Source organism: Streptomyces sp. NPDC006339, from assembly GCF_040612775.1.
In the GTDB taxonomy this organism is placed as follows: Bacteria; Actinomycetota; Actinomycetes; order Streptomycetales; family Streptomycetaceae; genus Streptomyces.
Genome location: NZ_JBEXQW010000003.1, coordinates 184,226 through 197,442, shown reverse-complemented (window position 1 = coordinate 197,442; position 13,217 = coordinate 184,226). Strand labels below are relative to the sequence as shown.

Here is a 13,217-nt window from a genome sequence, read left to right as displayed (position 1 = left end):
AGGGGGGTGGGGTGGAGCATGGCCGGTGACGTGAGCGGTCCGGACCGGGGGCCGAGCGTGGGCGGGCAGGTGGCGGCGGCGCTGGGGCTCGGCCTGGTGCTCGCGGGCGGCTTCTGGTTCGCCGCGAAGACCTCCCAGGAGAGCGTCTCCGACCCGAAACCGGCGGTGTGCGACGAGTCGACCGCCTCACCGGCGTCGCGGTACGTGTCGGGGCGACGGCTGTGCGAGGCGCTGAACCGGCCGGATCTGCCGGCGCTGCTCGGGACGCCGGGAGAGCAGGCGCGGCTGGCGTACGGGAACGACGGGCGCCCCGAGGGCGAGAAGGCCGACCGGGCCCCGTCGCCCGAGGGGAACGTCGACCTGGCGACGTACTCCCTGAAGCTCTCGGTCTCCTACGACCGCCTGCCGGTCGCCACCCTGGGGCGGCTGCTGGGGAACACCGCGGAGCCGACGACCTTCCTCGGGCGTCCCGCGGTCCTCTACTCGGACCGGACCCTCGCCTTCACCGTGCCGCTCGGCAGCGGCGGCAAGGCCGAGTCCCGTACCGGCGGCATCGCCCGGCACCTTCTGGTCGCCAAGGACCCGAAGGACGGCGGCGGATCGTACGAGCTCGTCATCTGGCGCGAGGACGAGGGGATCCCCGACGACGCGGCACTGCTCCGCGTCGCCGAGCGGGTGCTGCCGACGGTGCCGGGCTGGGCGGCCACGGGCTGAGACGGCCGGGTGGGCCGCCGGGTGGACCGGTCCCTCGGGGCGGTCCACCCGAAGTCCGCGCCGCCGCTCTCAGGAGTGCCGTGCGCCCATCACGGCGCCGAAGTCGCCGGGGTCGGTGTCGAAGCCCCGGAGGAGCGGGCGGAAGGTCCAGCCGTCCGCCCCGTCCCGGACGAACTCGGCGATGGCCACGGCGGTCGCGTCCGCCACGGACGCGAGATCGTCGTCCAGGAGGTCGGTGTACCCCTCGCGGACCCGCACCCCGGTGCGGGCCACCTCGCCGAAGGTCAGACGCCCGCCGCTCTGCTGTATGGCGACGCCGACCACCACGCGCGCGTACCGGTCGGCGAGGCGCGGCAGTTCGAGGGTCATCGCCTCGTCGTAGCCGAAGCCCTGTCCCGTACGGCTGTCGCGGTGGAGGGTGATGGTGCCGTCGGGGGAGCGGCTGTCGAAGTGCACGAGATAGGCCGGAGGGCCGTACGGGGCGTCCGCCGTGTAGACCCCGGCGATGATGTCCAGGTCGTGCGCGGGAGCGCCGGCCGGACTGGGGTCCCACTTGAGCGCCACCTCGACCTTGCCGACCCCTTTGTTGAGTCCGCTCATCGTGAATGCCCTCTCCGTGCGCGGTTCCTGACAAGGCGTTCATGGTGTCATGCGATCAACCTGTCATCGGTCGAGGGGCGATACCGTACGGGGGACGGGGAAGAGCCGGATCCGGACGCATATCTGGCGAGGATCGGACGCTCGGCAGCTTCGCGGAGGTCTGACGACGCGTCGTTCCGCCCCGTACCATGGCGCGGTGCTGGTCAAGTGGATTCGCTGCACCGTGGTGGACCGTCGAGGGTTCGAGCGGGGGCAGCGGAAGTGGGCGGGGCTGCTCGGTGAGCCGGGATTCCGGGGACAGGGCGGGGGATGGAGCCGGCGGCGGCCGGATGTCGCCCATGTCTTCGCGTTCTGGGAGAGCCGTGCCTTCTACGACTCCTTCATGGCGCGCTCGCACGACCGGCTGGCGGCGGCGCAGGTCGGCACGTTCCGGAACGCGCAGGTCAAACTGTTCGACCACCGCTTCGACGTGAAGACCGGGTTCGAGCCGCGGTTCGGTGACGCCGACGTGGCCCGGGTCGCGCACTGCCGGGTGCACGAGGAGCGGGTCGAGCACTTCGCGCTCATGCAGGAGAAGGTGTGGAACCCGGCGATGGCCGGATCCCCCGGCATGCTCCGCGGCCTGTTCGGGGAGGCGCCGGGAAACGAGTTCCTGGTCCTGTCGATGTGGAACTCGGTGGCGGAACACGGCAAGTACCGGGTGGAGCGCATCGAGCGCCTCGGCCTGCGGGCGCAGACCGAGGCCGACGTGGCGGCGATGAGCGGCGACGTCGTGCAGCTCGAGCCGACCTGGACGGTGTGAAGGACTGGGGTACGGGGGTGGGAGCGCGGGCAGAGGCCGGAGGCCGTGATGATCGCCTCCCCCGGCCGGCGCCGCACCACCGGTTCACCGGCCGCGTACCCCGGACGGACTCCGGACGCCTGCTCGACCGAGCCTGCCGCCAGGGGGCCGTCTAGGGTCGGTCCCATGGCACGACCGCGGCGCATCGTCCTCGTACGGCACGGAGAGTCCGAGGGCAATGCCGACGACACGGTGTACGAGCGGGAGCCCGACCACGCGCTCCGGCTCACCGCCACCGGGTGGCGGCAGGCGGAGGAGACGGGGGAGCGGCTGCGGGAGCTCTTCGGGGAGGAGCGGGTCAGCGTCTACGTGTCGCCGTACCGCCGCACGCACGAGACACTGCGCGCGTTCCGCCTCGACCCGCGCCTCGTCCGGGTGAGGGAGGAGCCCCGGCTGCGCGAGCAGGACTGGGGCAACTGGCAGGAGCGGGAGGACGTGCGCCTCCAGAAGGCGTACCGCGACGCGTACGGGCACTTCTTCTACCGCTTCGCCCAGGGCGAGTCCGGAGCCGATGTGTACGACCGTGTGGGGGCCTTCCTGGAGAGCCTCTACCGGAGCTTCGAGGCGCCCGACCACCCGCCCAACGTCCTGCTGGTCACCCATGGCCTGACCATGCGCCTGTTCTGCATGCGCTGGTTCCACTGGACGGTCGCCGACTTCGAGTCCCTGTCCAACCCGGGCAACGCCGAGACCAGGACGCTGCTGCTCGGAGAGGACGGGAAGTACCGGCTCGACCGGCCCTTCGAACGCTGGCGTACCCCGGAACCGTACGGCCCCACCGGATAGAGTGGCGGAGCGATGACCGCTGACTCCTCTCTTGACCGGCGCTTCGACCGCGCCCTGGCCAGCCTGCGCGGGCTGTCCGTGGGAGACGCCCTGGGCTCCCAGTTCTTCGTTCCCGCCAACTATCCCCTCCTGAAGCGGCACGAGCTGCCGCCCGGTCCCTGGCAGTGGACCGACGACACGGAGATGGCCTGCTCGGTCCTCGCCGTGCTGGCCGGCCACGACCGCATCGACCAGGACGCGCTCGCCGAGTCGTTCGCCCGGCACCACGACTTCGACCGCGGCTACGGACCGGCCGTGAACCGGATGCTCCGGCTCATCCGCGAGGGAGGGGACTGGCGGGAACTCGCGGCGGCGCTCTTCAACGGGCAGGGCTCGTGGGGCAACGGCGCGGCCATGCGGATCGCGCCCCTCGGCGCCTGGTACGCGGACGACCCCGAGCAGGCCACCCACCAGGCCGAGATCTCCGCCTACACCACCCACCAGCACCGCGAGGCCGTGGTCGGAACGATGGCCGTGGCCGCGGCGGCGGCCCTCGCCGCCGCCCCGGAAGGGCCGCCGACGCCCGAGGCGCTGCTCGACGGAGTCGTCGCCCTCGTTCCCCGCAGCGCGGTCGGAGCCGGTCTGCGCCGGGCCCGCGACATGCTCGACTACGGCGACGCCGGGACGGTCGCGGCCGTGCTCGGCAGCGGCCGGCGCACCAGCGCGCACGACACCGTCCCGTTCGCGCTCTGGTCCGCGGCCCGGGCGCTCGGTGACTTCGAGCGGATGTTCTGGACGACCGCGGAGGTCGGCGGTGACGTCGACACCACCTGCGCCATCGCCGGCGGTGTCGTCGCCGCCTCGGCCGCGGGCGCGCCGCCCGCCGCATGGCTGGCGCGGACCGAGGAACTGCCCGACTGGCTGCCCTCGCGAGCGCGCTCCTAGCGAGACCGGGGGCTCGTCGGCGCGCGGGGGCTCGGCCGCCGGGAGCCCCGGGAGCGCCGGGAGCGCCGGGAGCCGGACGCGGGGGAGCCCCGGAGCGGTTGCCGGGGAGGGGCGGGGTGAGTGTCACGGTCCTGCCACAGCCGCGTCCGAGGCGGCCGGACCGGGCGTACCGCGGTTAGAGTCGGCCACGCCGCAGCGCTGATCATGACAACAGCGTGCCGACGAGACACCCGGGACCGCCTTCTCGAGCCGCATGGCCGCGCGGACCGGGCCGGGAGGGGGTCCCGTGACCGACACATCGCCCGCAGAGCCACCCAAGGACACCGCACCGCCGGAGGACACCGCACAGCCCAAGGACACCGCAGAACCGGCGGGCGCCGCACAGCCCAAGGACACCGCAGAACCGGCGGGCGCCGCACAGCCCAAGGACAAGCCGCAGGCCGACGGGAAGGCGCGGCCCACGGCCGGGGCCGCACCCGCAGCCGCACCCGCACCCGCCGACGCCGTGCCGTCCGGGCAGGGACAGCCGGCCGCCACGCCGCCGACCGCCCCCTCACCCACCGCCGCGCCCGTCGCACCGGCGGCGCCCGTCGCGCCTGCCGCGTACGCCGGGGCACCGGGTCCCGCCGGGCCGGGTGGCGCGCCGGGCGTGGCCGGGGCGTGGTCGGGGCCGTACGGGCCGGGAGGCCACCCGGCGTACCGGGCCTGGGGGCCGCCGAGGAAGCCGCCGCCGAGTCGCCTCAGGCCCGCCGCACCGGCCCGGCCGACCGCCGCCACCCTGTGGGCCGTCCTGGCCACGGCCCTGTGCGCGGCCCTGCTGCTCGGCGCGGGCGCCGGGGCGAACCTGCTGCTCGTGGCGGTCCCCGCCACCCTCGCCGGAGCGTTCGCCGCCCGCGCGGCCGGCCGCAGGCTGCGCCCCTGGACCCTGGTCTGGGCGCTCGGCGCCGCCGGGCTGCTCGCCGTCCCCGTCCTGAGCGACGCGGGCTGGCCGACCTTCCTCGCGGTCGTCACGGCCATCGGACTCACCGGCTTCGCCCTCCACGGCGGCCGTGGCTGGCCGAGCATGCTGTTCGGCCCCCTCGGCCTCTTCGACTCCGTCGGCACCGGCATGATGTGGGGCTGGCGCGGCGTACGCGAGCGCGCGGGCGCCTCCCAGGGGCGCTGGGGGCCGCTCCTGCGCACCGTCCTGATCGCGGTCGGTCTGCTGGTCGTCTTCGGCGCGCTGTTCGCCGGCGCCGACGCCGCCTTCGCCGACCTGCTCGGCTCCCTCATCCCGGACATCTCGCTCGACCAGGCGCCCTGGCGACTGCTGCTCTTCCTGCTCGGCCTGTTCGGCGCCCTCGCCGTCGCCCGCACCGCGGCGGCCCCGCTGCGCTGGGACCGCATGTCCTTCAGCCCCGGCCGGGCCCGCGGCCGGCTGGAATGGGCGCTCCCGCTCGTCGTCCTGAACCTGCTCTTCGCGGCGTTCAACGCCATCCAGCTCACCGTGCTGTTCGGCGGCTACGACAAGGTCCTCAGCGAGACCGGCCTGACCTACGCCGAGTACGCGCGCCAGGGCTTCTGGCAGCTCCTCATGGCCACCCTCCTCACCCTGGGCGTGATCGGCCTGGCGCTGCGCTGGGCGCCGCGCGCCGACGCCGGCGACCGGCGTCTGGTCCGTACGGTCCTGGGCACCCTCTGCGTCCTCACCCTCGTCGTGGTCGCCTCCGCGCTGCGCAGGATGGACCTGTACGTCGACGCGTACGGCCTCACCCGGCTGCGGATCTCCGTCCTCACCATGGAGATCTGGCTCGGCGTGGCGATCGTGCTGATCATGGCGGCCGGGATCTGGGGTGCCCGACTGCTGCCGCGCGCCCTTGCGGTCAGCGCCGCCGGCTTCGTCCTCGCCTTCGGCCTGATCCAGCCGGACGCCGTCATCGCCCAGCAGAACGTCGAACGCCACGAACGGCTCGGCAAGATCGACGTGCGCTACCTGGAGGGCCTCTCGTCCGACGCGGTGCCCGCCCTGGACCGGCTGCCCGAACCTCTGCGCTCCTGCGCACTGCGGGACATCGCCGACCGGCTCCGCGACGACAACGACGAGGCGTGGTACGAGACCAGCCTGTCCGAGGCCCGCGCCCGGGACATCCTCGCCGCCCGCGAGCCGAGCCGCCGGGCGTCCTGCGGCAGCCCGAGCCGCGAGGAGCAGTACGACCCGGACGCCGACCCCTACGCCGACCCGTACGCACCCTGATCCGGCCGGTCCGGCGCGACCTTGGCCGAAACGGTCCGCCGAGGACGGTGTGGTGTGCGGTGCCGGTCGGCGCGTGCGGGGCCGATGGGGGCGGGCCGGGCTGTCCTCGACGCCCGGCCCGCCCTGCGGGTCTGCTTCGCGCATGCGATCAGGGGTCGCGGGGCGCCTCGCGGGCCGATCCTTCGCGGAGGGGGTGAGCTGTGGCGGCGGTCGCCCCTGGAGGCGGCCGATCGCCTTGTTGGGTGGCTGTTTCGGGTACGTGGAGGATGCGCCCGCGATGGCGTCGGTGACGTGTTGCCGCCGGGGACGACGTCCCAGACCCGTCTGTGCGGAAGCGAAGAGGGTGACCCGAGAGCGTCGGGATGATCGACCTGCTCGGGGTGCCGCCGCCACGGCGCCGGGCCGCTGTTCCGGTGGCGCCGGCGCTTGAGCGGACGGGCGCGCGGACGCCGGAAAGGGGCGGGTTTCGGCCCGCGCTGGACCAGCACGTGGAATCCGGGTACCAAGGGAGGTATCCATCGGCGTAACCTGTCAGGCGCCATGCCGTACGAACCACCCACCCACACTGTCGAGCGATCGATCCGGGTCACCACCGGCGCCAAGATCGTTGCCGGGGTCGACGAGGTCGGACGCGGGGCGTGGGCCGGTCCCGTCACGGTGTGCGCCGCCGTCACCGGCCTGCGGCGCCCGCCCGCCGGACTCACCGACTCCAAGCTCATCACCCCCAAACGCCGCTCCGCGCTCGCCGCGGAACTCGAGGGATGGGTCACGGCGTACGCGCTGGGCGACGCCTCGCCCGCCGAGATCGACGAACTGGGCATGACGGCCGCGCTGCGGCTGGCCGCGATCCGCGCGTTGGAGGGCCTGCCGGTCCGCCCCGACGCCGTGATCCTCGACGGCAAGCACGACTACCTCGGCAACCCCTGGCAGGTCCGTACGGTGATCAAGGGCGATCAGTCCTGCATCGCCGTCGCCGCCGCCTCCGTGATCGCCAAGGTCCGGCGCGACGCGCTGATGGCCGAGCTGGCGGCCGAAGCCGAGGCGTACGCCCCCTACGCCTTCGCCGACAACGCGGGCTACCCGTCGCCGGTCCACAAGGCGGCGCTCCACGAGCTGGGGCCCAGTCCTTGCCACCGGCTCTCCTGGGCGTATCTCGACGCGATGCCCCGTTGGCGGCATCTCAAGAAGGTCCGGATCTCCGCCGAGGCGGCCGCACTGGAAAGCGGGGGCCAACTCGGCTTCGACTTCTGATCACTTGTGACGTCCGACCACTTCCGACTTCCGGCTACCGGGCCCGGACTCCGAGTCCGGATTCCGGATGCTCCGGCGGGGCCCCTGGGGGAACTCTCCGGCAGAGCCATCGCGGTAGCCGGGGCGCACGAATGCGCCCACCCGCCCGAGCTTCGCGCGACGGCGTTTGATAGACATCACCCATGCCTCTCATCCCCGAGGAGCCTCAGATTCACGAGAGTGCCCAGGGTCCCCGCGCGACCGCGGCCGCAGGCCGCCCCGTGCCGACCCCCCGACCCGTCCCCGGCCCGCGTTCCGCGGCTTCCCCGCGTCCCGGGCGTCCGGGCCCCGGTCCGGCCAGGCCCGCGCCGCCGGTACCGCGCCCGTCCGCCGGCGCACCGGCCCCCGCCGCCCGTGCGGAGAATCGTTCCGACGAGCCGTCCGGACCGCAGATCCAGATGATCCCCGCCCCCGCCGACGGTGCCGTCGACGCGGCCGAGGAGGCCGTGGACATGCTCCTGGAGTCCGGCCGCGCCCCCGGCGACGTGCTGGTGCTGACCACCGGTGAGCAGCACCCGTGGGCGGCGCACGAGCTGTCCTTCGGCGAGGCCGCCTACTGGGCGCAGCAGGACGCCCGCGAGGACGTGTTCTTCGCGGACGCCGCCGCCGTGTCCCGGGCCGCCGACCGGCCCGTGGTCGTCGTCGCCGTCAACGGCGGCTCCGACGAGGACATCGCGCGCCGGCTGCCCGAGGCGATGCGGCGGGCGACCGCCCTGCTGATCGTCTGCGGTGACCCGCAGCGCGTCAACGCCGCGCTCGGCGCCGGCGTCTGACCACGCCCGTCCGTGTCCCGGCCGTCCCACGGCGGCCGGGCGGACACCCTTCCCCGCCCGTGCCCCTTCCTGCGGACACGGGGCATGCCCCGCCCGTTCCTCGGTGTGCCCGAGGCGCCTCTGCGGGTGCGCCCTGCGCGTGCGCCCTGCGCGTGCGCCCTGCGCGTGCGCCCTGCGCGTGCGCGAGGTGGCTCAACTGACGGTCGTTCGCGCCGAGTCGGGAGAGCTCGTGCCGTGTGAGGCCCGGAAATGCGGGGTGGTCGGTGCTCGGCCGACCGCTCAGCGGGCGGCGGCCCGGCGCAGCGGCTCGGGCGCACCGCTCGCTATGCGCGGCGCCAGCCGTTCGAGCGCGGAGTCCTCACCCAGCGGTGTCGGAGCCGAGTCGGAGCTGGGCCTGCGCCCGCCCCGGCCCTCGCCGAGCACCTGCCAGCCGCCCGCGGTCAGGGTGATGTACGCACCGCAGCGCAGCCCGTGGAGCGTGCAGGCGTCCCGCAGCCCCCACATCCAGGCGCCGTCCTCCTCGGTCCAGCGCTCGTCGCCGTCACGGCAGTAGAGCAGCACGGCCGTGCGCACCGGGGAGCGGCGCCGCAGGTCGTGCGGGAGGACCCGGCGCAGATGCGCCAGGAGCGCGTTGCGGAACTCCCAGCCGTCCGCGGGGGCCGGCCTGCGGGTGAAAGACGCGCTGGCCGCGAGCCGTTCCTCGTGGTCGAGCACGGCGACCACCGCCGTCGCGGGCGTGGGCCGGTGGCGGAAGTGCAGGCCGCTGACGACCTCCCGGGGATTGCGCAGCAGCGGGATTCCCGCCGAGGCCCATTCCGCCGGTTCGAGCATCCGGGCGAGGCGGCTGGCCGACCCGGACGACGCGGAGCCCGGAGCGGATGAGGACGGAGCGTATCCGAAGGTCACGATCCTCCCTTCGGATACGCGCCCGCTCCGCGGGCAGGGTCGGGTGGGGGCGCACCACGGCATGGTCCGACCGGACCACGTACGGGCCGTGCGGGGCGGATTCCCAATTCTTCCTGGCCCGTGCGCGGGCGGCAACGAGCAATTGAGGCCGCTGACGGGAATGAACCGGTATGCCTCTCATATCCCTGCCCAGTCGCCTGATGTTCACTCCCCGTTCTACGCCTGGACGGCGAGCACCAGCGGAAACACTCCCTCCGCCCCCGCCCGCCGCAGCAGCCTCGCCGCCACCGCCAACGTCCAACCGCTGTCGGCGAGATCGTCCACGAGCAGGACCGGTCCGCCCGCCGACGCCAGACGCTCCGTCAGCTCCGGCGGGACGACCAGCGCCCGCTGCAGCCCGACCACCCGCTGCGCGCTGTTCGTCCGGGAGATCCGCAGGTCCTCCGCCTCCGGCGCGTACTCCACCGCACCGAGCAACGGCATGCGGCCGATCTCGGCGATCCGCCGACCGAGCGAGCCCACGAGCCGCGGCTTGCGGTGCGAGGCCACCGTCACCACGCCGGCCGGCCGGGGCGGCGCGTCCGCCGCCCCCGAGGCCCAGCCTCCCGGACCCTTCGCCCAATCGGAGAGCACCCTCACCACGGCCTGCACCACGTCGTCCGGGACCTCCCCGTCCGGCGCGGAGTCGGCCAGCATCGGACGCAGACGGTTGCCCCAGCCGATGTCCGAGAGCCGGCCGAGCGCCCGGCCCGCGTACGCCTGCTCGCCCACCGGGATACGGCCCTTCAGATCGACGCCCACGGCGGCGAGTCCGGTCGGCCACATCTTGCGCGGCTCGACCTCCACGCCCGGCCGGCCCAGCTCGCCCCGGGCCGTGTCGAGCGCCGCCTCGGAGACCTTCGCGTCGAACCGGACGCCGGCGCAGTTGTCGCAGCGGCCGCACGGAGCCGCTTCCTCGTCGTCCAGTTGCCGGCGCAGGAACTCCATCCGGCAACCGGTCGTCGCCGCGTACTCCCGCATGGCCTGCTGCTCGGCCGCCCGCTGCCGGGCCACCCACGCGTACCGCTCCGTGTCGTAGACCCACGGGCGGCCCGTGCTCGTCCAGCCGCCCTTCACCCGGTGCACCGCGCCGTCCACGTCGAGCACCTTCAGCATCGTCTCCAGGCGGGTCCTGCGCAGCTCGACCAGTGGCTCGAGGGCGGGCAGGGACAGCGGCCGGTCGGCCTGCGCGAGCACGTCGAGGGTGCGGCGCACCTGCTCCTCCGGCGGGAAGGCGACCGAGGCGAAGTACTGCCAGATCGCCTCGTCCTCCTTGCCCGGCAGCAGCAGCACCTCCGCGTGCTCCACACCACGCCCGGCACGGCCCACCTGCTGGTAGTAGGCGATGGGGGAGGAGGGCGAACCGAGATGGACCACGAAGCCCAGGTCCGGCTTGTCGAAGCCCATGCCGAGCGCCGAGGTGGCCACGAGCGCCTTGACCCGGTTGGCCAGCAGGTCGTCCTCCGCCTGCTGCCGGTCGGCGTTCTCCGTCCGCCCCGTGTACGAGGCGACCGTGTGCCCGCACTGGCGCAGATGGGCCGTGACCTCCTCGGCCGCGGCGACGGTCAGCGTGTAGATGATCCCGGACCCGGGCAGCTCGCCGAGATGGTCGGCCAGCCAGGCCAGCCGGTGCGCCGCGTCCGGCAGCCGGATCACGCCGAGGCTCAGGCTCTCGCGGTCGAGGGGGCCCCGCAGCACCAGCGCGTCCGTGTCCACGCCGGTCCCCAACTGCTCGGCGACGTCCGCGGTCACCCGGGCGTTGGCCGTGGCCGTCGTCGCCAGCACCGGCACCCCGCCCGGCAGCTCCGCCAGCATCGTCCGCAGCCGCCGGTAGTCGGGCCGGAAGTCGTGCCCCCAGTCCGAGATGCAGTGCGCCTCGTCGACGACGAGCAGGCCGGTGGCAGCGGCGAGGCGGGGCAGCACCTGGTCGCGGAAGTCCGGGTTGTTGAGCCGCTCGGGGCTCACGAGCAGCACGTCGACCTCACCGTCCGCCACCTCCCGCTGGACGGTGTCCCACTCCTCGGTGTTCGACGAATTGATCGTGCGGGCGCGGATGCCCGCGCGAGCGGCCGCCTCCACCTGGTTGCGCATCAGGGCGAGCAGCGGCGAGACGATCACGGTCGGGCCGGCGCCGCGCTCGCGCAGCAGCGAGGTCGCCACGAAATACACCGCCGACTTGCCCCAGCCGGTCCGCTGCACGACGAGTGCCCGGCGTCTGTCCGCGACCAGCGCCTCGATGGCACGCCACTGGTCCTCGCGGAGTCTCGCCGTCCCCGTCGGGTCCGAGACGAGACGGGCGAGCACGGCGTCGGCGGCCGCGCGCAGGGCGGCGCGGTCCTCGGGGCGGTCTGCGTTGGTCATGCCCCCATGCAACCCGATCGGTCCGACAAAGCGCGAACGAGCCGCCGAGCCTGTGGATAACTCGCCGAGCGATCGGACCGGGAGTTATCCACAGGGGTTTCGCCACCGACCGTGATCGCGGGACCGTCGTGGCCATGAACACGAACCACCACGAATCCCACGGCCCGTCCTCCACCCAGCAGATCACCCTGCGCGGCCCGGCCGAGCTGGCCGACGCGCTGCCGTTCATGCTCGGTTTCCACCCCAGCGACTCCGTCGTCCTCGTCGCGCTCCACGGCGAGCGCGGCCGCTTCGGCGGCCGGGTCAGGGTCGGCATCCCCAGCTCACCGCACGAATGGTCCGCCACCGCCGACCACCTGGCCGAATGCCTCGTCGAAGGCTGCACCCGCCGCGGCGACCGCCCCGACGCCATCGTCGTCTTCCTCTGCCAGGACCCCGCACCGGGCGAGACCGGACAGCGGGTGATGGAGCGGCTGCGCCCCTTCGCCCAGCGCCTGCGCACCGCCTGCGGCGCCCTCGACATCCCCGTCCTCGAAGCCCTCTGCATCTCCGACGGCCTCTACTTCTCGTACTGCTGCCCCGACGCCCGCTGCTGCCCGCCCGACGGCACGCCCCTCGCCCTCTCCGGTACGTCGGTGATGGCGGCCTCCGCCGCCTACGCGGGCATCCAGGTCCGCGGCAGCCTCAAGGACATGGAGGCCCGGCTGAAGCCATGGGGCTCCGAGGGCGACGCGGCGCAGCGCGCGGCCCTGAACGACGCGGCCGCGGTCATCGTGCCCAGGATCCTCGCCGGGGCGCCGGGAGGTCTGGGGCGCCAGGAGACGCGCGACACCACCCTCGCCCTGGTCCGCCGGCTCATCGCCCGCTTCGCCGCACCACCCGAGCCCCCGGCGGCGCAGGCCGCCGCCGGCCGGAGCGCCGTGCCGCCCGGACTCGCCGGGCTGGTCGGCGGGGCGGCGGCGGGCACGGCGAGCGCCGACGCCCGGGACGACGCGCTTCTGACGCCCGACGAGGCGGCCACCGTGATTCTCGGCCTCCAGGACCGCGACACCCGCGACCAGGCCGCCGAGTGGATGGAAGGCCCGGAGGCGGGGCCGGCGCTGCGCCTCTGGCGGGCCCTGTCCCGCCGCTGTGTCGCCCCCTACCAGGAGTACGCGGCGGCTCCCCTGACCCTGGCCGGCTGGGTCGCCTGGTCCACCGGCGACGAACCCTCCGCGCGGGTGGCCCTCGGTCTCGCGCTGGAGGCCGACCCCGACTACCTCTTCGCCCGGCTGCTCCACCAGGCGTGCAACGAGGGCCTGGACCCCGAGTCGCTGCGCGACTGCCTGCGCAAGGAGCGGGACGCGCGTCTCGCCCGCGCGGCCGCACCGGCGCCGGCCCTCACCGGCGAGGGCGCGGAAGGGGACGGGTCCGACCTCCCGGCACGGAGCAAGGATCAGAATCCGCCGCGCGAGCCCGGGGCGGCGCCGACTCCGGAGACGGAGACGGAGACGGTTGAACGGGCGGAGGGGCGCAGCCGCGTCCCGGTCGCCGGCGGGGCACGGGACCGCCGGCGACAGCGGGCCCGGCAGGTCGCACGGCGGACCGCCCGGCAGGCGGGACTGCGCGCCGCAGCCGCGAGCCGCGGACCGTCACGCGTCGCCTCCGCCGCCCGGCGCCGCGACGCGGAACCCAGGCCGCCGAGGAGCACGGCGGCACGGCGCACGGGGCGGCGCGGGGCGAGGAGCGGCGAATGAACCGGGTGTCCGCT

The 13,217-nt window shown here is 74.5% G+C and carries 11 protein-coding genes; 8 read left to right on the top strand and 3 right to left on the bottom strand.

What is annotated here, in order from left to right:
* The first annotated feature begins 18 nt into the window (after nucleotides 1–18).
* Nucleotides 19–714: a DUF6215 domain-containing protein gene (locus ABZ135_RS03665; protein ID WP_356691364.1), complete on the top strand. Its 696-nt coding sequence runs from the start codon at nucleotides 19–21 to the stop codon at nucleotides 712–714.
* Between the two features lie 69 nt (nucleotides 715–783).
* Here ABZ135_RS03665 and ABZ135_RS03660 read toward each other — a convergent pair whose 3' ends face one another.
* Nucleotides 784–1,314: a TerD family protein gene (locus ABZ135_RS03660; protein ID WP_356691362.1), complete on the bottom strand. Its 531-nt coding sequence runs from the start codon at nucleotides 1,312–1,314 to the stop codon at nucleotides 784–786.
* Nucleotides 1,315–1,510: 196 nt separating this feature from the next.
* On the opposite strand from ABZ135_RS03660, the gene ABZ135_RS03655 reads away from it, so the two are divergent.
* From ABZ135_RS03655 to ABZ135_RS03630, 6 genes are all read left to right on the top strand, one after another.
* Nucleotides 1,511–2,116, top strand: a complete 606-nt coding sequence (locus ABZ135_RS03655) for a YdbC family protein (RefSeq protein WP_356691361.1) — start codon at nucleotides 1,511–1,513, stop codon at nucleotides 2,114–2,116.
* Nucleotides 2,117–2,281: 165 nt separating this feature from the next.
* A complete protein-coding gene (locus ABZ135_RS03650) occupies nucleotides 2,282–2,941 on the top strand; it encodes a histidine phosphatase family protein (protein ID WP_356691360.1) in 660 nt (219 codons plus the stop codon).
* Between the two features lie 12 nt (nucleotides 2,942–2,953).
* A complete protein-coding gene (locus ABZ135_RS03645; protein WP_356691358.1) occupies nucleotides 2,954–3,865 on the top strand; it encodes an ADP-ribosylglycohydrolase family protein in 912 nt (303 codons plus the stop codon).
* Between the two features lie 286 nt (nucleotides 3,866–4,151).
* Nucleotides 4,152–6,098, top strand: coding sequence for a DUF4153 domain-containing protein (locus tag ABZ135_RS03640; RefSeq protein WP_356691356.1), 1,947 nt, complete (start codon nucleotides 4,152–4,154; stop codon nucleotides 6,096–6,098).
* Nucleotides 6,099–6,638: 540 nt separating this feature from the next.
* Complete coding sequence (locus tag ABZ135_RS03635) at nucleotides 6,639–7,349, top strand: ribonuclease HII (protein WP_356691354.1); 711 nt, start codon at nucleotides 6,639–6,641, stop codon at nucleotides 7,347–7,349.
* A gap of 182 nt (nucleotides 7,350–7,531) precedes the next feature.
* Nucleotides 7,532–8,161, top strand: coding sequence for a hypothetical protein (locus ABZ135_RS03630; protein ID WP_356691352.1), 630 nt, complete (start codon nucleotides 7,532–7,534; stop codon nucleotides 8,159–8,161).
* A gap of 279 nt (nucleotides 8,162–8,440) precedes the next feature.
* On the opposite strand, the gene ABZ135_RS03625 is transcribed toward ABZ135_RS03630, so the two are convergent.
* Both ABZ135_RS03625 and ABZ135_RS03620 read right to left on the bottom strand, forming a co-directional pair.
* The gene (locus tag ABZ135_RS03625) at nucleotides 8,441–9,067 is read right to left on the bottom strand and encodes a hypothetical protein (RefSeq protein WP_356691350.1); all 627 of its coding nucleotides are present in this window, start codon (nucleotides 9,065–9,067) and stop codon (nucleotides 8,441–8,443) included.
* 216 nt (nucleotides 9,068–9,283) lie between these two features.
* Nucleotides 9,284–11,467 (bottom strand): RecQ family ATP-dependent DNA helicase, encoded by a 2,184-nt coding sequence (locus ABZ135_RS03620; protein WP_356691348.1) that lies wholly within the window; start codon nucleotides 11,465–11,467, stop codon nucleotides 9,284–9,286.
* A gap of 134 nt (nucleotides 11,468–11,601) precedes the next feature.
* Here ABZ135_RS03620 and ABZ135_RS03615 point away from each other — a divergent pair, with 134 nt between their 5' ends.
* Entirely contained in the window at nucleotides 11,602–13,203 is a 1,602-nt protein-coding gene (locus tag ABZ135_RS03615) for a DUF4192 domain-containing protein (RefSeq protein WP_356691346.1), read from the top strand.
* Nucleotides 13,204–13,217: the final 14 nt, after the last annotated feature.